Source organism: Streptomyces sp. NPDC057617, from assembly GCF_042800555.1.
Classification (GTDB): Bacteria; Actinomycetota; Actinomycetes; order Streptomycetales; family Streptomycetaceae; genus Streptomyces.
This window is the reverse complement of record NZ_JBHVGV010000001.1, coordinates 967747-992300: the sequence shown is the minus strand read 5'-3', so window position 1 is coordinate 992300 and position 24554 is coordinate 967747. Positions and strand designations below refer to the sequence as shown.

20 protein-coding genes and 1 pseudogene are annotated in these 24554 nt (G+C 71.8%); 14 read left to right on the top strand and 7 right to left on the bottom strand.

The genetic code is table 11. The features are described 5' to 3' along the window. The first annotated feature begins 98 nt into the window (after window positions 1–98). Window positions 99–2246 (top strand): tetratricopeptide repeat protein, encoded by a 2148-nt coding sequence (locus ACFU9P_RS04345; RefSeq protein WP_384077720.1) that lies wholly within the window; start codon window positions 99–101, stop codon window positions 2244–2246. Here the strand turns inward: ACFU9P_RS04345 and ACFU9P_RS04340 are convergent. Then, complete coding sequence (locus tag ACFU9P_RS04340) at window positions 2221–4053, bottom strand: hypothetical protein (RefSeq protein WP_384077719.1); 1833 nt, start codon at window positions 4051–4053, stop codon at window positions 2221–2223. The genes ACFU9P_RS04345 and ACFU9P_RS04340 overlap by 26 nt on opposite strands. A gap of 325 nt (window positions 4054–4378) precedes the next feature. On the opposite strand from ACFU9P_RS04340, the gene ACFU9P_RS04335 reads away from it, so the two are divergent. The 5 genes from ACFU9P_RS04335 to ACFU9P_RS04315 all read left to right on the top strand — a co-directional run bounded on the left by ACFU9P_RS04335 (window position 4379) and on the right by ACFU9P_RS04315 (window position 9174). Beyond that, complete coding sequence (locus ACFU9P_RS04335) at window positions 4379–6127, top strand: ATP-binding protein (protein WP_384077923.1); 1749 nt, start codon at window positions 4379–4381, stop codon at window positions 6125–6127. Continuing rightward, window positions 6124–6531 carry a roadblock/LC7 domain-containing protein gene (locus ACFU9P_RS04330; RefSeq protein WP_376376974.1) on the top strand — a complete coding sequence of 136 codons (408 nt, stop codon included), beginning with the start codon at window positions 6124–6126 and terminating at the stop codon, window positions 6529–6531. The genes ACFU9P_RS04335 and ACFU9P_RS04330 overlap by 4 nt, the downstream gene beginning before the upstream one ends. Next, the gene (locus tag ACFU9P_RS04325; RefSeq protein WP_384077718.1) at window positions 6528–6902 is read left to right on the top strand and encodes a DUF742 domain-containing protein; all 375 of its coding nucleotides are present in this window, start codon (window positions 6528–6530) and stop codon (window positions 6900–6902) included. The genes ACFU9P_RS04330 and ACFU9P_RS04325 overlap by 4 nt, the downstream gene beginning before the upstream one ends. Beyond that, complete coding sequence (locus ACFU9P_RS04320; RefSeq protein WP_384077717.1) at window positions 6883–7575, top strand: ATP/GTP-binding protein; 693 nt, start codon at window positions 6883–6885, stop codon at window positions 7573–7575. Before ACFU9P_RS04325 ends, ACFU9P_RS04320 begins: the two co-directional genes overlap by 20 nt. Before the next feature lie 75 nt (window positions 7576–7650). After that, window positions 7651–9174 (top strand): cytochrome P450, encoded by a 1524-nt coding sequence (locus tag ACFU9P_RS04315; protein WP_384077716.1) that lies wholly within the window; start codon window positions 7651–7653, stop codon window positions 9172–9174. 19 nt (window positions 9175–9193) lie between these two features. Here the strand turns inward: ACFU9P_RS04315 and ACFU9P_RS04310 are convergent, their stop codons facing one another. After that, window positions 9194–10270 carry a hypothetical protein gene (locus ACFU9P_RS04310; RefSeq protein ID WP_384077715.1) on the bottom strand — a complete coding sequence of 359 codons (1077 nt, stop codon included), beginning with the start codon at window positions 10268–10270 and terminating at the stop codon, window positions 9194–9196. Window positions 10271–10874: 604 nt separating this feature from the next. Further along, window positions 10875–11471: pseudogene (locus tag ACFU9P_RS04305) on the bottom strand (TetR/AcrR family transcriptional regulator); the annotation flags it as partial. 196 nt (window positions 11472–11667) lie between these two features. On the opposite strand from ACFU9P_RS04305, the gene ACFU9P_RS04300 reads away from it, so the two are divergent. The 5 genes from ACFU9P_RS04300 to ACFU9P_RS04280 all read left to right on the top strand — a co-directional run bounded on the left by ACFU9P_RS04300 (window position 11668) and on the right by ACFU9P_RS04280 (window position 17545). After that, the gene (locus tag ACFU9P_RS04300) at window positions 11668–12621 is read left to right on the top strand and encodes a phosphatase PAP2 family protein (RefSeq protein ID WP_384077714.1); all 954 of its coding nucleotides are present in this window, start codon (window positions 11668–11670) and stop codon (window positions 12619–12621) included. After that, a complete protein-coding gene (locus tag ACFU9P_RS04295; protein ID WP_384077713.1) occupies window positions 12618–13886 on the top strand; it encodes a hypothetical protein in 1269 nt (422 codons plus the stop codon). Before ACFU9P_RS04300 ends, ACFU9P_RS04295 begins: the two co-directional genes overlap by 4 nt. A 182-nt stretch (window positions 13887–14068) precedes the next feature. Continuing rightward, the gene (tdh, locus tag ACFU9P_RS04290) at window positions 14069–15103 is read left to right on the top strand and encodes an L-threonine 3-dehydrogenase (protein ID WP_376376960.1); all 1035 of its coding nucleotides are present in this window, start codon (window positions 14069–14071) and stop codon (window positions 15101–15103) included. A gap of 213 nt (window positions 15104–15316) precedes the next feature. Next, window positions 15317–16516, top strand: coding sequence for a glycine C-acetyltransferase (locus ACFU9P_RS04285; RefSeq protein WP_376376958.1), 1200 nt, complete (start codon window positions 15317–15319; stop codon window positions 16514–16516). Window positions 16517–16630: 114 nt separating this feature from the next. After that, window positions 16631–17545, top strand: a complete 915-nt coding sequence (locus tag ACFU9P_RS04280) for a LysR substrate-binding domain-containing protein (protein WP_384077712.1) — start codon at window positions 16631–16633, stop codon at window positions 17543–17545. A gap of 151 nt (window positions 17546–17696) precedes the next feature. On the opposite strand, the gene xylB is transcribed toward ACFU9P_RS04280, so the two are convergent. Next, complete coding sequence (gene xylB, locus ACFU9P_RS04275) at window positions 17697–19184, bottom strand: xylulokinase (protein ID WP_384077711.1); 1488 nt, start codon at window positions 19182–19184, stop codon at window positions 17697–17699. Between the two features lie 306 nt (window positions 19185–19490). On the opposite strand from xylB, the gene xylA reads away from it, so the two are divergent. Next, window positions 19491–20660, top strand: a complete 1170-nt coding sequence (gene xylA / locus ACFU9P_RS04270) for a xylose isomerase (protein WP_376376951.1) — start codon at window positions 19491–19493, stop codon at window positions 20658–20660. Window positions 20661–20887: 227 nt separating this feature from the next. On the opposite strand, the gene ACFU9P_RS04265 is transcribed toward xylA, so the two are convergent. The 3 genes from ACFU9P_RS04265 to ACFU9P_RS04255 form a co-directional block, all read right to left on the bottom strand. Beyond that, complete coding sequence (locus ACFU9P_RS04265; RefSeq protein WP_376376949.1) at window positions 20888–22126, bottom strand: ROK family protein; 1239 nt, start codon at window positions 22124–22126, stop codon at window positions 20888–20890. An 89-nt stretch (window positions 22127–22215) separates the two neighbouring features. Further along, a complete protein-coding gene (locus ACFU9P_RS04260) occupies window positions 22216–22650 on the bottom strand; it encodes a hypothetical protein (protein ID WP_384077710.1) in 435 nt (144 codons plus the stop codon). Continuing rightward, window positions 22644–23126 carry an ATP-binding protein gene (locus ACFU9P_RS04255; RefSeq protein ID WP_384077709.1) on the bottom strand — a complete coding sequence of 161 codons (483 nt, stop codon included), beginning with the start codon at window positions 23124–23126 and terminating at the stop codon, window positions 22644–22646. The genes ACFU9P_RS04260 and ACFU9P_RS04255 overlap by 7 nt, the downstream gene beginning before the upstream one ends. A 206-nt stretch (window positions 23127–23332) precedes the next feature. Between ACFU9P_RS04255 and ACFU9P_RS04250 the strand changes: the two genes are divergently transcribed. Together ACFU9P_RS04250 and ACFU9P_RS04245 are read left to right on the top strand one after the other, a co-directional pair. Continuing rightward, on the top strand, window positions 23333–24196 hold the full coding sequence (locus ACFU9P_RS04250) for a helix-turn-helix domain-containing protein (RefSeq protein WP_384077708.1): 864 nt from the start codon (window positions 23333–23335) through the stop codon (window positions 24194–24196). Further along, a complete protein-coding gene (locus ACFU9P_RS04245; protein ID WP_376376940.1) occupies window positions 24197–24433 on the top strand; it encodes a DUF397 domain-containing protein in 237 nt (78 codons plus the stop codon). It begins immediately after the preceding gene. The last annotated feature ends 121 nt before the right edge of the window (window positions 24434–24554 follow it).

Here is a 24554-nt window from a genome sequence, read left to right as displayed (position 1 = left end):
CCGCGCGGATCGCGATTACGGTTGATCTCGATGGACGGCAGCACGGTCCTGGCGGCAGTGAGCCAGGGACCGCGGAGCGGGGGGCGGGGGAGCGGGGCATGCTGGATCCCATTTCGCTGACGGCGATCACGGCGGTGCTGGGCGCCGTGGGCATGGGGATGGGCAATGAGGCCGGGAAGTGGGCCTGGGAGTCGGCCGGCGGACTGGTGCGCCGGATCGTCGGGCGGCAGGTGGCCGCACCCACCGGGCCCGCGGAGCGGGACACCGTGGCGCGGCTGATCCATGACGCCGTGCGCGACGATCCCGCGCTGGCCCGCGCCTGGACGGCGTTCGCGCTCACCGCTCCCGCCCCCGGCCAGGCGGCGGCGATACCGGCCCTGCCCCCTTCCGTACGGTTCTTCACGGACCGTCAGGGACCGATGAAGCGGCTCAAGCGGGAGGCCCGGCGCAAGGCCGACGGCCGCCCCCGGATCGCGCTGATCCACGGACCCGAAGGCATCGGCACCAGCGCCCTCGCCGTCCACTGGGGGTGCAGGCAGGCCCGCCGCTTCCCGGACGGGCAGCTCTACGCCGACCTGCGCGGCGCCTCGTCGGGGACCGCCCTCGACATCGCCACCGTGCTGCGGAGTCTGCTGGTGCAGTTAGGGGTGAAGCAGGACGAGGTGCCGCCGGGCACGGCGGAGCGGCGCGAACGCTTCCGGCAGTCGGTCGCCGGCCGGCGCCTGCTGCTCGTACTCGACCATGCTCACTCGTCCGCCCAGGTCCTGCCGCTGCTCACCTCCGCGCCCGGGGTGTTCACCGTGGTGGTCGCGCGCCGCCCGCTGCCCGGTCTGGACGCGGTGCCCGTACCCGTCGGGCCGCTCTCCGAGCGGGACTCACGACGGCTGCTCAAAAGTCTGGTGGAGAAGCGGGACCTGGCCATGGCACGGCCCGTGCTGCCGCGGGTGCTGGAGCGGTGCGCCGGCTCGCCGTACGCCCTGAGGGCGGTGGCGCCCCGGTTCCTGGAACCGCACCTGCTGGCGGAGGCGGCCACAGGTCCGGACGCCGCTCCGGTCGGCGACCCGGTCCGCGCCGCGGCCGAGAGTGCGTACCGCGAGCTGGAGCCCGGTGCCGCCCGGGTCTACCGGCTGATGTCCCTGTGGGAGTGGCCGGCCATCGGCCCGGCCGTGGTCGCGCAGGTCACGGGGGTCACCGAGGCGGAGGCCGCCCGGTCGCTGGAGGTTCTGGCCGACCGGCAGTTACTGGAACGTACCGGCACCGGCCGGTATCGCTACCGGCCCGTGGTCCGCGCCCATGCCGAGGAGGCCGCGGGGCGCGAGGACCGTATCGCCGCCTGCTCGGCGGCCCTGACCGGCACCGTGGAGTGGTATCTGCGCTTCGCGGTACGGGCGCGGCTCGACGCACTGCCGCAGAGCTGGGGGATCGGCCCGCTCTACGACGAGCTGAAGGGCAGCCCCGGCCCGTACGGCGACACCGGCGAGGCGCTGTCCGCTCTGGAGGCGGAGCTGGACAATCTCGTCCAAGCGGTGCGTGCGGCGGACGAGTTGGGCGAGCCGGAGTGGGTGTCCCAGCTCTGCCAGGCCCTCTGGCCGCTCCAGCTCAAGGCGGGCCACCACGATGTCATCCTCCCCGCGCTGCGCGTGGGCGCCCGGGCGGCCGACGCCCATGCCCCGATGTCCAGGATGGCCGGGCGGATGCACTCGCTCCTGGCACTGGACCTGGTCGAACTGTGGCAGTTCGAAGAGGCCGGACGCGAGCTGGCGGCGGCCGCGCGGGCCGAGCAGGAGGCCGGCCATCTGCGCGGCCATGCCTCCGCCGTCGAGTCGCTGGGGCTGCTCAGGCTGCGGCAGTGGCGCTACCAGGAGGCGTACAACTGCTTCGCCGAGGCCGGTCTGATCCTGGACGGCATAGGCCCCGGGGACGAGGGCGAGGACGATCTGCCCCGCGCCCGGGCCCTGCTGGAACGGCACCGGGGCCGCGCCCTGCGCGGCCTCGCCCGCTACGCCGAGGCGCGCGACCTGCTGGAGACCGGGCTGCGCTTCTTCCGCGCGGCGGACCCGTACAACACCGCCCGTACGCTCACCGATCTCGCCGAGACATGGCTCGACGCGGGGGATCCGGGCGCGGCGCTGCCACTGATCGACGAGGCCATGGCGATGCTCGACGCGGAGAAGGCCGCCCACCATCTCACGCATCTGCGGGCCCTGCGCGAGCGCTGTGTCAGCGCACGGGAGGGGGTGGCATAGCCGGGGGTGGCGTGGCCGCTGGTGGCATGGCCGGGGGTGGCGTGGCCAGGTTGACTGCCACATGATGCGCGCGGTCGCCGGTCCGCACGGTCATACCGCCGGCCAGCAGCTCGTCCAGCGCCTTGCCCGAGGCCAGCCAGGCATGGAGGGCCGAGGCGTACGCGGCGGGGTCGGCGGCCGAGGGGTCGGCGGTGAGCCGTAGGAGCGTTCCGTTCCGTATCCGTACGGTGCAGCCGCCGGCGCCGGTGACATACACGACCACGGCACAGTGCGGGTGGCGCCCGAGCACTTCGGCCGTCCACTGCGCGGGTGTGCCGTATCGAGGGTCGTCCACCGGACCGTCACGGAAGATCACATCGGCCAGTGCGAGCTGCCCGGGGTCCAGGGTGTCCTCATGTACGGCGGCATGCGCGTCCCCGTCCCCGGCGGGCTCCGCGCGGGGATCGGCGTAACGGCTCACCTCGATCTCGCCGGTGCCCAGCAGCCGGGTGACCACGCGCAGCGGGGCGGTCGGGTTGGGCGGTTCGTACGGAGGCAGGGGCAGCGGGTCCAGCAGGGCGGGCTCGTCGGGCTCGGGGATGCCGATGAGCCGGTAGAAGTGACGGCGCAGGAGCGTCGCCGCCTCGCCCTTGGCGGACGAGACCAGCTCGGCGGGTCCTGGCCGAATGTGTGATGCCGGCCCGTTCAGCAGCGCGTCCACCTGTTCCCGCAGCGGGACGTTCGGTACGAGCCGGGGAGCGTGCCGTACGAATGCCGCCACCGGCGACCGGGCGTCGAGGCTCTCCTCGGACACCGTGCCCATCAGGACGGGAGTGCCGAGGGCTGCCGCATAGTAGCTGACAGAACCGGCGTCCCCGATCACCGCGTCGGCCGCGATCAGCGCCTGGCGCCAGCCCTCCAGCGGATCGATCAGCGCCAGACCGCCCCGCCGGGCCCGGTCCAGCCAGACCCGGATCTGCCCGGGGCCATGGCCGTGCCAGATATTGGGGTGCAGCACGGCCGCCGACCGGTATTCGTCGACGGGCAGTTCGGAGGTCAGCCGGGGCAGCAGCGACGGGAGGACATCGTCCCCGCCGCCGTCCCCGAAGAGCGAGTCCGGGTTCCAGGTGGAGTTCAGCAGGACGAGCCGCTGTCCGGGCCGTATGCCCAGCGTCCGGCGGAACCGCTCGCGGTACGGCACGGCGGCCAGCATCCGGTCGAAACAGGGGTCACCGGCGAGGACGGCGGTGGGCACCGCCTCCGGACACGCGGCGCGCAGCCGCTCGACCTGTTCGGGGTGGGAGAGGACCAGCGCGTCCGCGACGGGCGAGCCGTCGACGAGCAGCCACTCCCGGGAGAGCCCGAAGACGGGCGGCTGCGGCACGGCACCGGGCGGCCGGGCTCCGGGCGAAGGGTGTCCGGTGTCCGGTGTCCGGTGTCCGGTGTCCGGTGTCGCCAGCCTTTTATTGTATCCAACACCGTGCGAGAGGACGATCAACTTCCCTTTGAGCAGGTGGAGTTCGCCCCCGAAGCTGGCCGAGATCGCCAGATCCACCGGAAGTCGGACGGCCTGCTCCCACGGCAGGACGCGCACCTCGGTCTTGGCCAGCAGCTCGGACACCCCCGCCTGGAACGGTGAGGAGCCAGTACAGGTGGCGAGCAACTGCACCCGCAGATCGTCACGGAAGAGCGGCAGCACATCCAGCAGCCGGGTCGCCGAGGTCACGTTGTGTACGACGAGCAGCACCGGCCGGAACCGCCCCCGTGTCGTCCAACGGGCCGAGTCGTCCCCCACAGGCACCCGCACCCACTCGCCCGACCCCAACACCCGCCCCCTGCCCCGTACATATCAAGCGCCACCGCAACCGGCCACGATATAAGCCGCTAGCAATAAGCCCCCCGGCGCCTCGGCAGTGACCGGATCGGGGACTGGTCACTCCATGTGCCGCCATGGCGGCACAGCGTGCAAACGCGCGAGTCTATGCCCGGGGCTGTGGCGTGTGCAGGCGGTTGCGGGAATGCGCCGAGGCTCTCGGGCGGTCGGGCTAGGCTCTCGCGAAACCCGCCGAGTTGACACGTAATCAGGCACTTGTTCCCAAAGTGCGATGAGCGTGCGAATGACCCGGTCTGTATCCACCGCCAGAGGGATCGTGATGGCTCGTCTCGAAGCACCCCCGAATGTTCAAGCGCCGCCCACCGTCCGTGCGTTGCTGGTCCCCGCGGCCCTGATGGTGGCGGCGACAGGCCTCGCGGTGACCGTGGCCGCCGACGCCGCGCGGCTGCCGCTCGCGCTGTACGGGGCTGCCGCCACCGTCCTTGTCACCTGGTGTGCCGTCGAACTGTCCCGGCGCGGCAGGACCATCGGCGCACTCCACGAGCATTACGCCCACCGGCTCGCCCAGTTGGAGCGGCGCATGGCCGCCCATGACGAGCAGACCGTACGGCTCGGCAAGGAGCTGATGCCGGCCGCGACCCACCGCCTGCGCCAGGGCGAGTCGCCCGAGGAGGCGATACGGGCGGTGGTGGACGGCGACGAGCGGTACCGCGAACTCCCCGCCGCCCAGCGCGCCTTGCTCGGCTCCGTACTGCGGATCGTCGACGACGAGGAGGCCATGCGCGACTCCGCGCAGCGCTCCTTCGTGAACATCGCCCGCCGCGTCCAGGCCATCGTGCACCAACAGGCGGGCGAGCTGCGGGAGATGGAGGAGCATCACGGCCGCGACCCCGATGTCTTCGACGACCTGCTCCGTATCGACCACGGCACCGCGCTGATCGGCCGGCTCGCCGACAGCATCGCCGTACTCGGCCGGGCCCGCCCCGGGCGCCAATGGCCCAGACCCGTACCGCTGTTCAGTGTGCTGCGCGGGGCGATGTCCCGGATCCTGGAGTACCAGCGGGTCGATCTGCACTCCATCGCCAAGGTCGCCATCGTCGGCACGGCCGTCGAACCGCTCATCCACGCCTGCGCCGAACTCCTCGACAACGCCACCCGCTACTCGCCGCCGCAGACCCGCGTCCATGTCACCGCGGTCGAGGTCCAGACGGGCATCGCGATCGAGATCGAGGACGGCGGGGTCAGCCTCAGCGAGGAGGCGCGGGCCAGAGCCGAACGGATGCTCGCCCAGGCCCAGGCCGGGATCGACCTCAATGACCTCGGCGAGACACCGAGGCTCGGCATGGCCGTCGTCGGGCGGCTCTGCCAGATGTACAACCTCCAGGTCTCGCTCCGGCAGTCGGCGTACGGCGGCGTCCGGGCCGTCCTCGTCGTGCCGCGCGAATCCGTGACCACCGGACCCGCGCCCGGGATCGCCCATGGCATCGGCGCCGCCGCCGGTCCCCGGGGCGGCGTCTCCGGCCTGCCCGCCAAGGACGCACCGCGCTCCGGGAGACGGGCACACCCCGAGCGGCGGGCGCCCGGACCGGCCGCCGGTCCGCAGTGGTCCACCGGTCCGCGGCGGTCCGTGCCGGTCATGGAGCCCCGGGCCTCGCGGGAGACTGTGGTGACGGAGTGGACGGAGAACGGGCTGCCGCAGCGGCGCAGCCGGGGCCGCGCCCCGCTCGGCTCCCACCGTCCCGTACTCCGGGCGGCCGCCCCGTACATCCAGGCCGAGCCGAACAGCGACGGCGACAGCGCCCGGGACACCGCACCCGATACGGCGCAGAGCAGCGCACTCGACACCGGACCCGACAGCGCGCGGAACACCGCGCCCGGCACCGCGCCTGGCAGCACGTCCGGCCCCGGCATCTGGCTCGAAGCGTTCACCAGGGCGGTCAACGGCACCCCGCCGGAGCCGCCCGCCGCGACGGAGGAACCGCGATCCCGGCCACCGGAGGACCCGTCGGCCGGGCCCGGCGACCGTGGCGAATCCGATGACATGCGGCCCAAGGGAGATCTCAAGTGATCCAGCAGCACGCCGACTTGGACTGGATGCTCAAGGAACTGGCCGACGGAGTCCCGCAGATCCAGCAGATCGTGGTGCTCTCCGCGGACGGCCTCCGCGTGGCCCGGCACGGCGGCGACCCCGATGTCGCCGACCGCCTCGCTGCCGCCTGTGCCGGACTCCAGAGCCTGGCCGCCGCCGTCGCCGCCGAGATCCCCGGCACCGACGGGCGGATGCGGCTCGTCGTCATCGAACTGGGCGGCGGCTTCTTCTATCTGATGGAGGCGGGCCCGGGCGCGTATCTCGCGGTCCTCGCCGACGAGACGGTCGACGCGGGCCTGGTGGGCGCCCGGATGCGGGACATGGTCGTACGGATCGGCGCCCATCTCACCAGTCCGCCGCGCCACGACGGGCAGACCGGATGAGTACGCCTCACCAGCGGGAACGCGGAAACCCCGAGGTGGACGCGGGGGACCCGGAGCGGCTGTACGTGATCACCGGCGAGCCCGGCGCCACCGAACGGGCCCCGCTCGACCTCGTCACCATGATCGTCGCGCGCGACGAACCGTCCCCGGCGGTCCAGCCCGAACAGGCGGCCATTCTGCGGCTCTGCCGCGCCCCGCTGTCCGTGGCCGAGCTGTCCGCGTATCTCAGTCTCCCGTTCAGCGTGGTGACCGTACTGCTGACGGAACTCCTCGCGACCGGACTGGTCGAATCGCGCGCGCCCGTCGTCCGTGCCGCACTACCCGACCGGTCCCTCCTCGAAGCGGTGATGCATGGACTCCAGCGGCTCTGACCCGACCGGCTCCGGCCCGATCGGCTCGGGCTCCTCCGACGCGATCAGCGAGGGCCCCACCGTCACCGGTCTCTCCGCCACCATCACGGGCCCCCGGAGCGAGGACATCCTGCCCACCACGGCCACCTCCGCGGTGAAGATCGTGATCGTGGGCGGATTCGGGGTCGGCAAGACGACCATGGTGGGCTCAGTCAGTGAGATCCGGCCGCTCACCACCGAGGAGACCATGACCCGCGCGGGGGTCGGGGTGGACGACAACTCCGGTGTGGAGAGCAAGACCGCCACCACCGTCGCCATGGACTTCGGCCGGATCAGCATCACCGACCAGCTTGTCCTCTATCTCTTCGGCACCCCCGGCCAGGAGCGGTTCTGGTTCCTGTGGAACGGCCTCTTCGAAGGCGCGCTGGGAGCCGTCGTGCTGGTCGACACCCGGCGCCTCGAAGTCAGCTTCGATGTGATCGGACGCCTGGAGGAGCGCGGCGTACCGTTCGTCGTCGCCGTCAACACCTTCCCCGACGCGCCGCACCACCCGGCCGAAGAGCTGCGCAGGGCCCTGGACCTGCCGGACGAGGTCCCGATGGTCGACTGCGACGCACGGCTGCGGGCCTCCTGCCGCGATGTCCTGCTGACGCTGACGCGCTATCTGCACGCGCTGTCCATGTCCCTAGGCTGACCGCCGCTGATTCGCAAGTGCCATGCCCTGTCCCGTAATGACCGTATTTCTCTGATCCCGATCACCGGAGTGACCGTGACCACCCCCTCCTTTCCCACGCCCGGTTCCGGCCGTCACGCGGCGCCGCCACCCGGCTGCCCCGCCCGGCGGCTGTACGGACCCGAGGCCGAGAACGACCCCATGGGCCTGTACGAGAAGCTGCGCGCCGAACACGGTTCCGTCGCGCCCGTCCTGCTGCACGGCGACGTACCCGCCTGGCTTGTCCTCGGGCACAGCGAGAATCTGCATATGACGCGCACGCCGTCGCAGTTCTCGCGGGACTCCCGGCGCTGGCGCGCGCTGCACGATGGCACCGCGCCCCCCGACCATCCCCTCGCGCCCGTCTTCACCTGGCAGCCCCTCTGTGTCTTCGCCGACGGCGCCGAGCACGAACGGTTGCGCGGCGCGGTCACCGACGCCATCGCCCGTATCGACCACCGCGGCGTCCGCCGCCATATCAACCGCTACAGCAACCGGCTGGTCAACGAGTTCTGCCAGGACGGCAGGGCCGATCTCGTCGGCCGTTTCGCCGAGCACCTCCCGATGATGGTGATGGCGCAGATCCTCGGTATGCCCGAGGAGTACAACGAGCGCCTGGTGCAGGCGGCCCGCGACATGATCAAGGGCACCGAGACCGCCAACGAGAGCAACGAGTACGTGATGACCGTGCTGCGCGGACTGGTCGCGCGGCGCCGGGCCGCGCCCGAGGAGGACTTCGCGAGCCGGCTGGCCGGGCATCCGGCCGGGCTCACCGACGACGAGGTCGCCCAGCATCTGCGGCTGGTGCTCATCGCGGCGTACGAGACCACCGCCAACCTCATCGCGAATGTGCTGCGTATGGTGCTCACCGACCCCCGGTTCAGGGCGCGGCTGAGCGGCGGCCATATGACCCTGCCCGAAGCGGTCGAGCAGACGCTGTGGGACGAGCCCCCGTTCACCACGATCCTCGGCCGCTGGGCGGTCGGCGACATCGAGCTGGGCGGCAAACGCATCAAGGCGGGCGATGCGCTGATCGTGGGGATCGCCGGGGCCAACGCGGACCCGGTGGTACGACCCGACCGCGGCGCCTCCATGCGCGGCAACCGCGCCCATCTCGCCTTCAGCGGCGGCCCGCACGAGTGCCCGGGTCAGGACATCGGGCGCGCCATCGCCGACACCGGGATCGACGCGCTGCTGTTACGGCTGCCGGACCTCCAGCTCGCCGTGGAGGAACGGGAGCTGCGGTACAAGGCTGCGCTGATGTCCCGTCAGTTGCTGGAGCTGCCTGTGACCTTCGAGCCCCGGCCGCCGCAGGATGTCACCGGGCCGCCGAACGCGACGCCCGCCGTGGGGTGGCCGCAGTGGCAGGTGGACTCGCCCTGGCCGGGCTCGGGTCCCGTACCACAGCCACAGCCACAGCCGAGGCCGGAGTCGCAGTCGGAGCCGGTGCCGGGGTCGCAGCCGGTGGATCCGTCGGCCCCGGTGCTCGCCGAGCCCGCCGCGCCGGTCCCGGCGCAACGTACCGAGAGCGCTCCCAGGCGTGCCTGGCGGGCGCTGAGCCGCTGGTGGCAAGGCAACTGACGGCCAGTCAGCCAGTTGCTCAGCGGGCCAGTTGGTCCCACCACCAGGAGATCGTGGGGATCGGAAGCGGCTCCAGGCTGTCGTCGGCCGGCTGCTGCTTCCACCACCCGCCGGGCCTGGCCCGCGGCCCCGACCGTACGGTGTAGCGCGGGCAGATCGACGCCCAGTCGAGATGGCCCCGGACGAACTGGCCAAGTCCCTTGATGTACCGGCGCAGATCGTTGTCCGCCTCCTTCAGCACCTGTGCGGCCAGCCGCTGGAACAGCACCATCACCCGGTCCCGCATCGCCACCACCCGCACGAGCGCACGCCGCGGCTCGACCCCGTGCTCCTGGCAGAGGACATCTATCAGATTGAGATTGTCGCCGGCCCGCTCCAGCTCCTTGTTCCGTGAGTAGAGATCGTTGTCCCAGCTCACCAGGGTCCAGGTGATTTCGGTGAGCGCCCGTATCCGGGGGTCCTGCATGTCCTCGTCGGCCACCGAGAAGCCGCCGACCACCTCGATCATCGCGGTGGAGGGCGCCATCCCGATGGCCCGCATCCACAGGGTGATGTAGTCGTCGAGCGACGGCAGTTCCGGGTTGCGGCGCCAGGACGCCTCCCACACCAGGCCCGAGGTGTAGACGCGCATCGCCTCCGTCAGTCGGCGCAACTGGCGTGCGGACGCGAACCGTTCGGCCTCCAGCCGGAGCCTGCGCAGCGCCGCCGTGTGCGGCGAGTCGCCGAACGCCCGCGCGGTGGGCGCCTCCACGGCGCGCATGATGCGGGAGGTCTCCTGGGCGAGCCGATCCGCCGTGGTCTCGGCCTCGTCGCACACACCGTCGTCGAGTGAGAAGAGCACGGCGTGGAATCTGGCCATGAGGGAGAGCCGTTCGAGCGCCCCGTACGGCATCGTCGACGCGGTCAGCCCGCCGAAGTCGCAGACGGCGAGGCGTTTGAGCTGGTGTTCGTCGGTGTCGAGCCGCTGTTTGAGCATCCACCGTACGGTCCGGTCGTTCAGCGCCGCCACGGACGGATGCCGGGCGGGCGGGACCGGGCAGTAGAACGGCACAGCCGGAAGCTGCTGGACCAGGCTCTGTCCCGTGACACAGGTCATGATCGGCCTCCTGTACGGCGAGGGGCGATTCGGGCTGGACCGTATATGCCCATGACGGAGCGTCAACAACTAGGCAATTGCCCGTGGCTCAAAGGGAATTGGCGTGCGACTGAGCCGCGCAGGAGCAATCCGGTGCGGCCGTCCGGCGTTCGGACACCCGCCCACGTGGCGAAATCCGTACTGGCCGGAAAACCTCTCGTTATGGCTTGTACGGAGTACGAGGCCCGGCCGGACCGGCGTGGCTACGCCAATGGGCGGTGAGGGAGTGAGACGGATGTACGGCTTACGGCTCCGCGCCCCGGGACGGTTCAGGCCGGGGCGTGCCGGGGCGCCCGGTACGTCCGTACGCCGGTGGGCCCCTCCCGAGGAAGGGGCCCACCGGCCGGGGGCGCGCCGCCCCCGTCCCCACGGTGCGGCGCGGGCGGGACCGCCGTCGTCATCCACTGGGACGACGGCCCGCCGTTCATGAGGGCGAGACGGCCTCCAGCCGACGGGCCTCCGCTGAGAGCGCTCCCGACGAGGCGCTCTCCGGCGGTACGGCCTTCGGCGATATGGGCCGCCGCGCGCCCCGGGCGTCATGAGCGCCCTGCGCGTCCCGAGCGGCTGTCTTCGGTGTGGTGGTCTCCAGCCCGAGCACCGGGAAGATCACCGCCTCCAGAAAACGCGCCAGATACGCCTCGTCCGCGTTCCGCCCGTCCAGCACCGGCCGCGCCCGCATCACCCCGATGAGCTGCGCGGCCACGAACTCCGCCGCCGGGTGGTCCGCCTTGATCTCGCCGCGCTCGATGGCGCGCCGCACCATGGCGTCGATCGCCGCGACCTCCGGTTCGATGACCGCCTCGCGCAGCGCCCGCAGCAGCTCGGGATTCTGCAGGGCCGCATGCCCGAGCGCGTGCTGAAGTGCGAGATCGCGCCCCGCGCTGTTCGCGGCGGCGCAGACCGCGGCCCGCAGATCACCGGCCAGGGTGCCGGTGTCGATGTCCGCGATCCGTACACAGCGGGTGCCGCGCAGCGCGGCGGCGACAAGCTGCGGTTTGGTGCCCCACTGCCGGTAGAGGGTGGACTTGCCGCAGCGGGAGCGGGCCGCCACGCCCTCCATCGTCAGCGCCTCGTAGCCGCCCTCTCTGAGCAGGTCCAGAGCGGCCTCGTAGAACTCCAGCTCCCGTTCCGGTGTGATCTTGGAGCGGCGCTGCGGTGTCATCGTCTCTCCCCGTCCCTGCGATGGGCGCTGTCATGGGCACTGTGATGGGCACTGTGATGTTCGACGGTATCGATACGCCAGTGTACCGATACGGAAGCGTATCGGTACACTGGCGTATCGCTAGGGCGTGGTACGACCGCGTCACCGCACTACCACGCCGTCATACCGCGACGTGCTGTCCATGCAAGGGGGTCGGGTGAAACTCGCCCGCACAGGGCCCGCCGAACGGGAGCAGGACACTCCCGCCCGACCGCCCCTCGTCCGTGAACTGCTCCTCGTCACCACGCTCTTCCTCGTCTACAAGCTCGGCAGACAGGTGGCCACCGGCCATACCGAAGAGGCGTACCGCAACGCCGACCGCCTCTGGGGCTGGGAGCGCTCTCTGCACCTGCCGGACGAGGGCACCGTACAGAGTCTGCTGCTGCACAGCGGCACGCTCGTCGAGGCCGCCAACACCTACTACGCGGCCGTGCACTTCCCGGCCACACTGCTCTTTCTCGGCTGGCTCTACTGGCACAGACCCGGCCACTACGTCTGGGCCCGGTGGGCGCTCGCCGCGCTGACCGGTGCCGCGCTCGTCCTCCACGTACTGATGCCGCTCGCGCCGCCGCGGCTGGTCGAGGCGACCGGGCTGGTGGACACGGGCCAGGTGTACGGTCCCTCGGTGTACGCCGACACGCCGACCACCGACTCGGTGGCGAATCAGTTCGCGGCGATGCCGTCGCTCCATGTCGGCTGGGCCCTGATGGTGGCGGTCGGACTCATCGCCGCGGGCCGTTCGCACTGGCGATGGCTCTGGCTGCTCCACCCGCTGATCACGTTGTTCGTGGTCATCGGCACCGCCAACCACTACTGGCTCGACACGGTCGTGGCCGTTGTGCTCCTGTCGGGCGTGCTGACCTGCATCCGGGCGCCGGGGCGGCGGGCTCAGGCCGTACGGTCCCACCCGTCCGTACGGGACAGGGCGGCGCGGCCGCGGCCCACGGCGGAGCCACGGCCGGAGGCGGCGAAGGAAGCGGAACCGGTACGGGTGCCCGTGGTCGTCCCGCTCATCGCGTCGGGCGTCCCCTCGCGCATCATGCCGCTCATCCCGTCACCGGGCGTCGTGCCCGTCATCGCGTCCGGCCTCGCGTCGGGAACGGCCCGATGAACGGCGCGACGGTGGCCGCTGTCGCACTGTCGCTGGTGTCCGCCGTCGCGTACGCCGCCGCGGCCGTGGCGCAGGAGCGGCTCGCCGCCCGTACGGCATCCAAGGCCGGACTGCTCGCCCTGCTCGGCAGCGGCGCCTGGTGGTGGGCGGTCGGACTGAACGCGTCCGGCGCACTGCTGCATGTCGTGGCCCTGACGTACGGGCCGCTCACCGTGGTCCAGCCGCTGGGCGCGCTCACCCTGGTCGCGGCCGTACCGCTGGGCGCGCGCCGGGCCGGGCGGCAGGTCAGCCGGGCGGAGTGGCGCGGCACGGCGCTCACCCTCGTCGGCCTGACGGCGATCCTGATCACGGCGGCGGGCGCCGACGGCGAACCGGACGACACCCTCACCCTGGCGCAGGCGCTCGGAGTGGCAGGTGTCGCGCTGGCGCTGGTCGCGCTGCTCAGTCGGCCGGGCGCCCGGCCCGGCCTCCGGCACGCGGCGGCCTCGGGCATCACCTCGGGTGTCGCCTCGGCCCTCACCCAGACCGTGACGGTCGCCGCCACGGCCCATGGCAGGGCGGGAGCGGAAGGCGACGCGGACATACTGCCGCTGTGGCAGGTGGCGGCCGTGGCCCTGGTGGTCGCGGCCCTCGCGTCGGGCGGTCTGCTGCTCTCCCAGACCGCCTACCGCGGTGGACTGGGCGCCCCGCTCGCGGTGCTGACGCTGGCCAATCCGGTTGCCGCGGCGGCCATAGGGGTCATCCTCCTGGGCGAACGCCTTGAGGGCGGTGTGCCCGGAGTCGCGGCGGCCCTGGGCGGTGCGGTGGTCGCGGCGCGGGGAGTCGTCCTGCTGTCGCGCTCGTCGGCGGCACGGCTGCTGGAGGGGGCGGGCCTGGGATCGGAGCCGGATACGAGCCGGGACCCGGGCGTCGCAGGCGTGACACCGGAGGCGGATACGAGCCCGGAGCCGGCCGAGGCTCGGGAGCTGCCGCAAGATTCGCAAGACCTCCCGCCGGACCCGTCGCGGGAGCCCGGGCCCGAGCCCGGCTCCGTATCACCACCGGCTCCCGGCACCCCCGCTCCCGGCACCCCCGCGCCCGCCGTGGCCCTCACCCGTCCGGCCGCGCGCCGGCTCACCGTTCTCGGCGCGCCCGGCCCCGTGATGCTGCTCCCCGGGGCGTTCGCCCTGCACGTCCCCCGTCCCCGCAAGCCCGTTGACGAAGAACCGCCCACCCCCGCCCGGCGCCCCCGCCGGTGCCGGAGGCGCAGCCGCGCCGGCGCGTGAAGCTGCGCTGTTGGGCCGGTTAAGAAATCCTCGATGGACTGGACGGCCGGTGCTCGGCAGATTGGTGCCGGACACCGAACAATGATCACCGGTGTCCGCACTGCGGACGACACCGATGTCCGCACCACGGACGACCGATCAGCGCCAGCACGATCAGCACCAGCACGCCGGGAGCCACGCCCATGAAGGCACTTGTGAAACGGAATGCCGAGCCGGGCCTGTGGCTCACGGACGTACCGGAGCCGGTGACCGGTCCCGGTGATGTGCTGATCGAGGTGCTCCGTACCGGTATCTGCGGCACCGACCTGCACATCCGCGCCTGGGACGGCTGGGCCAGACAGGCCGTGACCACTCCCCGGGTCCTGGGGCACGAGTTCGTCGGCGAGGTCGCCGCCGTGGGCTCCGAGGTACGGGACGTCGCCGTGGGCGATCTTGTCAGCGGCGAGGGCCATCTCGTCTGCGGCAGGTGCCGCAACTGTCTCGCCGGCCGCCGGCATCTCTGCCGCAGCACCGTCGGACTCGGCGTCGGCCGCGACGGCGCGTTCGCCGAGTATGTCGCCCTGCCCGCCGAAAACGTCTGGGTGCACCGCGCCGAGGTGGACCTCGATGTCGCCGCGATCTTCGACCCCTTCGGCAACGCCGTGCACACCGCGCTCTCCTTCCCGCTGGTCGGCGAGGACGTACTGATCACCGGCGCGGGCCCCATCGGCATCATGGCCGCGGCCGTCGCCCGGCACGCCGGAGCGCGCAATGTGGTGATCACCGATGTCAGCCCGCACCGCCTCGCCCTCGCCCGCAAGGCCGGCGCGACCCTCGCCCTCGATGTCTCCGACGCCGGTATCGGTATCGCGGAGGCACAGCGTCGGCTCGGTCTCAAGGAGGGCTTCGACATCGGCCTGGAGATGTCAGGACGCCCCGAGGCCCTGCGCGACATGGTCGACAACATGACGCACGGGGGCAGGATCGCGATGCTCGGCCTGCCCGCCGAGGAGTTCGCCGTCGACTGGTCGAAGATCGTCACCTCCATGATCACGATCAAGGGGATCTACGGCCGGGAGATGTTCGAGACCTGGTACGCGATGACGGTCCTGCTCGAAGGCGGGCTCGATCTCACACCTGTCATCACGGGCAGCTATGGGTACCGGGACTTCGACGCCGCGTTCGAGGAGGCGTCCTCCGCGCGAAGCGGCAAGATCATCCTCGACTGGACCGCGTAAACCGGACCATCTCGGCCGACACAGCACTCCGACCCAACCACCCCGGCCACCCCCCCGGCGAGTGAGCCGAAGGGGCGCGGTCGGTGCCGAAAGGGAGACCGCGCGCAGGTTCGCGAGGAACGAGCGGACCGAGCGGACCGAGCACGGTCGACCGTCGGCATCGACATGAGCGCCCCGGAGGCGAACCGAGCCCCAAGAAAAAGGAGCAAGCCGATGTTCGCGTCCGTACGGGACGATCTGTCCGCCACCCTCGACGAGATCCGCGACGCCGGTCTCTTCAAGCCCGAGCGTGTCATCTCCACCCCGCAGAGCGCCTCGGTCGCCGTCACCGCGGGCGGCGGCGCCGGTGAGGTCCTCAACTTCTGCGCCAACAACTATCTCGGCCTCGCCGACCACCCCGACGTCGTCGCCGCCGCCAAGGACGCGCTCGACCGCTGGGGGTACGGGATGGCCTCCGTACGCTTCATCTGCGGTACGCAGGAGATTCACAAGGAGCTGGAGCAGCGCCTCTCCGCGTTCCTCGGCCAGGAGGACACGATCCTCTATTCCTCGTGCTTCGACGCCAACGGAGGAGTCTTCGAGACCCTGCTCGGCGCGGAGGACGCGGTCATCTCCGACGCCCTCAACCACGCCAGCATCATCGACGGCATCCGCCTCTCCAAGGCCCGCCGCCTCCGGTACGCCAACCGCGACCTCGCCGAGCTGGAGGCCAGGCTCAAGGAGTCGCAGGACGCGCGCCGCCGGCTGATCGTGACCGACGGCGTGTTCTCCATGGACGGGTATGTCGCGCCGCTCGCCGAGATCTGCGACCTGGCCGACCGGTACGACGCGATGGTCATGGTCGACGACTCGCACGCCGTCGGCTTCGTCGGCCCGGGCGGGCGCGGCACGCCCGAACTGCACGGGGTGATGGACCGCGTCGACATCATCACGGGCACGCTGGGCAAGGCGCTCGGCGGCGCGTCCGGCGGCTATGTCGCGGCGCGCGCCGAGATCGTGGCCCTGCTGCGCCAGCGCTCCCGCCCGTACCTCTTCTCCAACTCCCTCGCCCCGGTGATCGCCGCCGCGTCGGTGAAGGTCCTGGACCTGCTGGAGAGCGCGGGCGGGCTGCGGGACCGGCTGAACGCCAACACCGCGCTGTTCCGTACGAGGATGACCGAGGCGGGCTTCGAGATCCTGCCGGGCGACCACCCCATCGCTCCGGTGATGATCGGCGACGCGGCGGAGGCGGGCCGGATGGCGGAACTCCTGCTGGAGCGCGGTGTCTATGTGATCGGTTTCTCGTATCCGGTGGTCCCGATGGACCGGGCCAGGATCAGGGTCCAGCTCTCCGCGGCGCACTCCACGGAGGATGTGGAGCGGGCGGTGGCGGCTTTCGTCGACGCGCGCGAGGCGATGCGCCAGGAAGGCTGACGGGGAGGGCCGACCGGGAGGTCCGGCAGAGGGTCTGAAGGGGCGATCCGACAAGGCCCGCTGTTGACTCCCCCGCGGGTGCCCGAAACCGCTCTCACCTGGCAAGATGGCCAGGTGATCGATGTACGGCGGCTGCGGATACTGCGTGCTGTGGCGGACCACCGCACGGTGACCGCCGCGGCCGCCGCGCTGTATCTGACCCCCTCGGCCGTCTCCCAGCAACTCGCCGTACTGGAGCAGGAGACCGGCCATTCCCTGCTGACCCGGAGCGGCAGGGGCGTACGGCTGACGGCGGCCGGGGAGATACTGCTCGGCCACACGCACGCGGTGCTCGCCCAGCTCGAACGGGCCGAGGCGGAGCTTGCGGCGTACGCGGGAGGCTCGGCCGGCGAGGTCACGGTCGCGGCGTTCGCCACCGGCATCGCGGAGGTGGTGGCCCCGGCCCTCCAGCTCCTGGCCGGGCCGCACCCCGACATCCGGGTCCGGGTCCGGGACGCCGAGGGCGACGAGAGCCTGCCCATGGTGCTCGACGGACAGGCGGATCTGGCGGTGGCGGTCGAGTACCGGGGCGCTCCGCGCGAGGACGACCAGCGGCTCTCCCGGGTGCCGTTGTACGCGGAGCCGTTCGACGCGGTCCTGCCAGCGGCGCATACCCTCGCCCTGGGCCCGGAGGTCTCGCTCGCCGCGCTCGCCGACAGCGACTGGATCGGCCCGTACCCCGGCAACCCCTGCCACGACGTCATACAGCTCGCCTGCGAACTGGCGGGCTTCGAGCCCCGCCTCGCCCACTCCTCGGACGACTTCCGCGCCGTCGCCGCCCTCGCGGGCGCGGGCGCCGGAGTGGCCCTGGTCCCGCGCTCGGCCCTGCGCGGCATGGAGCTGAAGGGCGCGGTCGTACGCCCGGTCTCCGGCCCGGCCGCCACCCGCAGAGTCTTCGCCGCGGTACGCCGCGGAGCCGAGGCCCACCCCTTGATCCACCCGGTGCTCACCACCCTGGCCCAGGCGGCATCGGGCCTGACCACGGACTGAGGGGCGCTGCGGCCCCGAAGCCGGGCCGGCCGACGTGCCTTTCCGGCTTCAGAGCCGGGCCGCCCGTCGCCACGTCGCCCACCGCTAACGCGCGGCGACCCGGCCGGCGCCGCACGCGCGCCGGCCGGCCGCTCCGTACCGTCCTTGGCCGTTACGACAACAGGCTCGGGGCCGCCCTGTCCAGGACCGAGCCGACTCGCTCCCAGGTCTCCACGTCCCGCTCCACCGCCGGGAGTTCGGTGCCCTCGCCCGTGTGCCAGGTGGTCGCGATCGCCACCGGGTCCTCGCCCGTCGCCGCGCTCGCCGCCAGGGCCGCCGCGCCGAGGGCCACCAGTTCGGTGGTGGGCGGGATGATCAGGCGGCGGCCGGAGAGGCGGCGGACCGTTTCGACCCACATGCGGCCCTGGGCGCCGCCGCCGATCAGCCGGAGGGGGCGGGACGCGGCCTCGGGGGCGGCGGGGTCCAGTCCGCAGGCGCGGAGGACCTCGTCCAGGGCGCGCAGCACCGTCACCGCCGCGCCCTCGTAGGCCGCGCCGAGGAGCTGCTGCGGGGTGGTGTCATGGCGCAGCCCGGTCAGCAGGCCCGACGCGGCCGGCAGGTCGGGGGTGCGCTCGCCGTCCAGATACGGCAGCAGTACGGCCTCGCCGCCCGGCACCGCGTCCTCCCGGTCCAGCCGGAGCAGCGCCGCCACCTTGTCCACGGCGAGCGTGCAGTTGAGGGTGCAGGCCAGCGGCAGATACGTACCGTCCGCCGCGGCGAATCCCGCGAGCGCGGGGGAGCCCGGGCGGGTACGGGTGGCCGCGAACACCGTGCCCGAGGTGCCGAGGCTCAGCACCGGATGGTCCAGCAGGCCCGCGCCCCCGAAGCCCAGCCCGACCGCCGCGCTCATGTTGTCGCCGGTGCCAGCCGCGACGGCGATGCCCGCGGGCAGGCCCAGCTCCGCCGCGGACCCCGCGGTCAGCGAGCCCACCCGCGCGGCGCCGGTCGTGGCGACGGCGGGCAGCAGCGCCGGGTCGAGCCCGAGGAGGTCCAGCAGCTCGGGGTCGTACGCACCCGTCGCCGTGGAATACCAGCAGGTGCCCGAGGCGTCGCCGGGGTCGGTGGCCGCCGTGCCGGAGAGCCGCTCGGTGAGGAAGTCGTGCGGCAGCCGGACCGCCGCCGTGGCGCCCGCGATCGCCGGGTCGTTCTCCCGCAGCCACTGCCACTTGGAGGCCGTCATCGACGCCACCGGTACGGAACCGGTCCGCGCCGTCCAGGCCCCGGGGCCGCCCAGCGCCTCGGTGAGCGCGGCGGCCTGCGGGGCCGAGCGGGTGTCGTTCCACAGCAGCGCGGGCCGCAGCGGCCGGCCCATACGGTCCAGCACCACAAGTCCGTGCTGCTGGCCGGCGACGGCGATACCGGCCACGGCCGAGGCGTCGACGCCGGACTCCTTGAGCCCGGCGGCGACCGCCTCCCGCAGCGCGTTCCACCACACCTCCGGGTCCGTCTCGCGCGCGCCGCCCTCGCCGGTCACCCAGTGCGGCGCGCGCCCCACCGCGAGCAGCCGGCCTGTGGCGGCATCGGTGAAGGCCGCCTTGGTGGACTGGGTGGAACTGTCCACGCCGACGACCACCGGGCCGACCACCGGGCTCTGCGACATGGACGTACCTCTTCCTGACTCGGTGCCTGCCTGGAGCACGCCTTTGACGTCGGAGATTTGACGTCGGAAAAACAAATTACGCGATGGCGCCGCGCACCGGAACGGGGGTGGCGGATCCTCGCCGGTGTCCGAACGTGCTCGTCCGTATGCGCCGGGTGGCACCCGCCCGGCGGCTCGCCACCCGGCCCGCACTGATCACCGCACCCCGGGGGTTTTGCGTACCCGCGCCGGAGTGCATTATTAGTCATGTCAGGAAACAAAAAGGTCGGCACGTGCCGGACCTGAGGTACCGAAGGCGGCCAGAGAATGACGGAACGCTTCACACCCACCCCTGCGGACAAGTTCAGCTTCGGTCTGTGGACCGTGGGCTGGCAGGGCAGGGATCCGTTCGGGGACGCGACCCGCCGGGCCCTGGACCCGGTCGAATCCGTACAGCGCCTCTCCGAACTGGGCGCGTACGGTGTGACCTTCCACGATGACGACCTGATCCCCTTCGGCTCCTCGGACGCGGAGCGCGAGACGCATGTCAAGCGCTTCCGGCAGGCGCTGGACTCGACCGGTCTGGTGGTGCCCATGGTCACCACCAATCTCTTCACCCACCCCGTCTTCAAGGACGGCGCGTTCACCGCGAACGACCGGGACGTCCGCCGCTTCGCGCTGCGCAAGACCCTCCGGAACATCGATCTCGCGGCCGAGCTGGGTGCCAAGACCTTTGTCGCCTGGGGCGGCCGGGAAGGCGCCGAGTCGGGCGCCGCCAAGGACGTACGGCAGGCGCTGGAGCGGATGAAGGAGGCCTTCGACCTGTTCGGCGCGTATGTCACCGAGCAGGGATACGACCTCAGGTTCGCCATCGAGCCCAAGCCCAACGAGCCGCGCGGCGACATCCTGCTGCCCACCGTCGGCCACGCCCTCGCGTTCATCGAGCGCCTGGAGCGCCCCGAGCTGTACGGCGTGAACCCGGAGGTCGGCCATGAGCAGATGGCCGGGCTGAACTTCCCGCACTCCATCGCCCAGGCCCTCTGGTCGGGCAAGCTCTTCCACATCGACCTCAACGGTCAGAACGGCATCAAGTACGACCAGGACCTGCGCTTCGGCGCCGGCGATCTGCGGGCCGCGTTCTGGCTGGTCGACCTGCTGGAGAGCGCGGGCTGGGACGGCTCGCGGCACTTCGACTTCAAGCCGCCGCGCACCGAGGACTTCAACGGGGTGTGGGCCTCCGCCGCGGGCTGCATGCGCAACTATCTGATCCTCAAGGAGCGCGCCGCCGCGTTCCGCGCGGACCCGGCGGTCCAGGAGGCGCTGCGCGCCTCGCGCCTGGACGAACTCGCCCAGCCCACCGCCGCCGACGGACTGGCCGCGCTGCTCGCCGACCGCACCGCATACGAGGAGTTCGACGCCGAGGCGGCCGCCGCGCGCGGCATGGCGTTCGAGCAGCTCGACCAGCTCGCCATGGACCACCTCCTGGGCGTCCGCTGACCGCACCCCCCCGGCGGATTCAGCACACCCCGGCGCGGGCCGGGCCGTAACGCACACACGGCCCGGCCCGCGTCGCGCGGTGGGTACAAGTGCCGCTGTACGTACGAGTGCTGGTGCTGTGCGTACGCGCCAGGACTGCCGGTCCGTGGCGCGCTGTACATACGGTCAGCCCGTGGCGCCGCTGTACGTACGGTCGGTCCGTGGCGCCGCTGTTCGTATTCGTACGGTCAGTTGGCGGCGCGCTGTACGTACGCCACCGGATCGGCCAGCACCGCCCGTACGACCAGTGCCGCCGCCCCGCGTGCCGCGTCTCCCGCCGACGATGACGCGCGTAGCCGCCCGCTGTCGCGCGGCCACAGCCCCGAAACCACCCGGGCGGTCAGCTCCCGGTCGGCCGAAGGGGACAGCCAGGGCATCAGATCCCGGTAGATCCCGCCGAGGACGACCGCCTCCGGGTCGAACAGGTTCACCGAGCCCGACACGACCCGGCCCAGCATCAGCCCGGCCTGCTCGACCGCCGCCACGGCCCGTGTGTCACCGGCGCGCGCCCGGCGCTCCAGCTCGGCGACGCCCGGCACCCCCGAGTTCTCGTCGATGCCGGCCGCCCGCAACAGCGCGGACTGGCCCGCGTACTGCTCAAGACAGCCCCGGGAGCCGCAGCGGCAGAGCGGCCCCTTCGCGTCGACCACCACATGCCCGATCTCCCCGGCGAACCCGTGCGCGCCGCGCAGCAGTTCACCGTCCAGCACCAGCGCGCCGCCCACCCCGATCTCGCCGGTCAGATAGAGGAACGTACGGAGCGGTCCGAGCCCGCCGAACCACAGCTCGGCGAGCGCCGCCAGATTGGCCTCGTTCTCCGAACTCACCGGCAGCGCGGGCACGTCGGGCCGCAGTTCGGCCAGCGCCCGCGCGAACAGCTCCTCGGCCGGGACCCGGTTCCAGCCAAGATTCGGCGCCTGCCGGACCGTACCGCCCGACACCAGCCCCGGCAGGGCGAGTTGCACCCCCACGGGCACCAACTCCTGCTCCGCCGCGGACTCCAGGGTCCTGGCGGCGATCCGGGCGCCACGGGCCAGCACTTCGGCGGGACGGGCGCCGCGGTTGTCGATGTGCTCCGTGAGCCGGACCCGGTCGGTGCCGGACAGATCGACCACGCACACCGAGACATAGTCGATATTGATCTCGACGCCGATGCCCGCGGGTCCGGAGCGCGTCACCTTCAGTACGGTGCCGGGGCGCCCGGCCTGCCCGCTGAACGTCTTGCCGGACTCGGAGAGGAAACCGCTCTCAAGCAACTGCTCCACCAGCGACGACACCGCCGCCCGGGTCAGCCCGACCCGCGCCGCCACTCCGGCCCGGGTGGCCTCTCCCTCGTCCCGTACCGCCCGCAGCACAAGGCTCAGATTGTGCCTGCGCACCGTCTCTTTGTCGGCCTTGGGCCCGAGGGATGTGTGGTTGGTGTTCATGTCGCGGCCGAGCCTATGCGATGGGCCCCGGGCCGTGGACAGGGGCGGTCCGCCGGAGCGACCGGCCGCGACCTGTTGCTGCCCGCCGCTCAGTGCCGTGCCGTCACCGTTCCGGGCGCAGTACGGGGCGTCCAGGCCGGAGCCGTCCCCGTGAGCTGGCAGACCATGAGGTAGAAGGGGATGGGCGGGGTGTACGGCGTGGGCTCCTCCGGCCAGTGGATCAGCCGCGGGTGCGCCGCCGGGACGACCGTGCCCGATATGTAGCGGGCCGGCGACGGCCAGCTCAGATCGAGATCGGAGCCCGCCGGGACGATCCACCACCACCAGTCCGCGTCGGCGAAGACACAGCCCTTCTTGGGCAGCCGCGCCATCAGCCGGAAGCCGTGCTCCGCCGGGACGCCCACCGCGTCACAGCCGAGCGAGGCGGGCAGCGTGGGGGGCAGAGGCAGCTCGACGCGGCGGGGGGCCATGTCCCGGCCGTCGCGCAGGCCACGTGCGAGGCGGTCGAGTGCGGTCCTCAGCACGGTTGCTCCGTTCCATGTCCATGTGGCAGTTCGGCCCAGACCACGCGCCCGGGGCCGTATCCCGATGTGTCGTGGGCTCCCCAGCCGCTGCACATCGAGTCGACGAGAAACAGACCCCGGCCCCCCTCGCCCTCGGTCTCGTCCTGGGCCGCGTCGTGGAGCTGGGGGCCCGTGGGGCCGTAGCCCTGGTCCTCCACGGCTATCCGCAGCCGGCCCTCGCCTTCGCGTATCTCACAGACGACACGGTCCCCGGCCGCGTGCACGATCGCGTTGGTGACCAGCTCGGACACGATGAGCACCGCGGTGTCGCGGGTCTCCTCGTCCATGTCCCACTGGGCGAGCCGGTCGCGGGTGAGCTTCCGCGCACGGGCCACTGACTCTGCGTGAGCGGGAAGCTGGAACCCGTAACGGCGGACAACGTTGCCAGGGGGGCACACGGCTATGAGCGGGGGGGTGAGCGCGTTACCAGGTGCCACGACCGATTCCTAACGGTGGGGGAGCAGCGGCCGAGCGCAAAACTCTCCCATGGCAGAGCCCGACAACCGCGTGAACTGGTTCACCCACCCACTCTCCACCCGCCGGAGACACTTGGCAAGAGGCACTCTGAAATTTTCAGAGTGCCGTGTTCTTCGTCCGAAAGACATGGCAGACTGCTGGTAACCGTGCGTGGGGAGGACCCAAAGTGAGTGAACCGCGGTCCGCCCCGACCGTGGGTCAGGTCGTACTCGGCAGACGTCTGCAGGATCTACGTGAGCGCTCCGGACTGAAGCGCGAGGAGGCCGCCAAGCTGCTCCGGGTGGCCCCCGCGACCATACGGAGGATGGAGACCGCCGAGGTCGCCCTCAAGATCCCGTACGTACAGCTACTGCTGCGCGCGTACGGGATCCCTGAGGACGAGGCCGAGGCCTTCGTCGAGCTCACCGAGGAGGCCAACAAACCCGGCTGGTGGCAGCGGTACCACGACATCCTGCCGGACTGGTTCAGCATGTACGTCAGTCTGGAGGGCTCCGCCGCCCTGCTGCGCGCGTACGAACCGCACTTCGTACCCGGGCTGCTGCAGACCGAGCAGTACGCGAGGTCGGTGATGCGGGCCGGCGCCGTGGGACAGGCGCAGCCCGAGGGGATCGAACGGCATGTGGCACTCCGTATGCAGCGCCAGTCGCTCCTCACCCGCCCGGACGCGCCCAGATTCTGGGTGATCATGGACGAGACCGTGGTGCGCCGCCCGGTCGGGGACAGTCCCGACGTGATGCGGGAGCAGATCGACCGGCTGCTCGAAGCCTCGGCCCTGACCAATATCACCCTGCAGATCGCGGAATTCTCGAGCGGACACCATCCCGGTACCTACGGGCCGTTCGTGATCTTCCGGTTCGCCGAACCGGAACTGCCGGACATGGTCTACAGCGAGTACCTGACCGGCGCGGTCTATCTCGACGCACGTCCGGAAGTGGCCACCCACCTGGAGGTCATGGACCGGATGGCGGCCCAGGCCGCAACTGCACAACGCACGAAGGAGATCCTCAGGGATCTCCGCAAGGAGCTGTGAATGGATCCCATATACAACGGCATGCCCGCCGCCGAGCTCGGAGCCGAAGGCTGGCGCAAGCCGTGGAGTGGTGGCAATGGCGGCAACTGTGTCGAGACCATGAAGCTGGCCGACGGAAGAGTCGCCGTGCGCCAGTCCGCGGACCCAGACGGCCCCGCACTGATCTATACGACCAGCGAGATCGCGGCGTTCATCCAGGGCGCGAAGGCCGGTCAGGCCGACTTCCTGCTGACCTGACCGCCCGGCCGTCCGCCGAACCGTCCCACCTGCCCCGCCTGCCCCACCTGTTTCACCCGTCCTGACCGTCCGGCCCGTTCTACCGCAGACCCTGTGTTCCACAGATCCTGCTCACCGACCC

Coding starts and splice junctions, on each gene's coding strand:
- ACFU9P_RS04325 (WP_384077718.1), top strand. CDS start 6,528: ATGAGTACGCCTCACCAGCGGGAACGCGGAAACCCCGAGGTGGACGCG.
- xylB (WP_384077711.1), bottom strand. CDS start 19,184: ATGTCGCAGAGCCCGGTGGTCGGCCCGGTGGTCGTCGGCGTGGACAGT.
- ACFU9P_RS04320 (WP_384077717.1), top strand. CDS start 6,883: ATGGACTCCAGCGGCTCTGACCCGACCGGCTCCGGCCCGATCGGCTCG.
- ACFU9P_RS04295 (WP_384077713.1), top strand. CDS start 12,618: ATGAACGGCGCGACGGTGGCCGCTGTCGCACTGTCGCTGGTGTCCGCC.
- xylA (WP_376376951.1), top strand. CDS start 19,491: ATGACGGAACGCTTCACACCCACCCCTGCGGACAAGTTCAGCTTCGGT.
- ACFU9P_RS04285 (WP_376376958.1), top strand. CDS start 15,317: ATGTTCGCGTCCGTACGGGACGATCTGTCCGCCACCCTCGACGAGATC.
- ACFU9P_RS04245 (WP_376376940.1), top strand. CDS start 24,197: ATGGATCCCATATACAACGGCATGCCCGCCGCCGAGCTCGGAGCCGAA.
- ACFU9P_RS04310 (WP_384077715.1), bottom strand. CDS start 10,270: ATGACCTGTGTCACGGGACAGAGCCTGGTCCAGCAGCTTCCGGCTGTG.
- tdh (WP_376376960.1), top strand. CDS start 14,069: ATGAAGGCACTTGTGAAACGGAATGCCGAGCCGGGCCTGTGGCTCACG.
- ACFU9P_RS04335 (WP_384077923.1), top strand. CDS start 4,379: ATGGCTCGTCTCGAAGCACCCCCGAATGTTCAAGCGCCGCCCACCGTC.
- ACFU9P_RS04265 (WP_376376949.1), bottom strand. CDS start 22,126: ATGAACACCAACCACACATCCCTCGGGCCCAAGGCCGACAAAGAGACG.
- ACFU9P_RS04345 (WP_384077720.1), top strand. CDS start 99: ATGCTGGATCCCATTTCGCTGACGGCGATCACGGCGGTGCTGGGCGCC.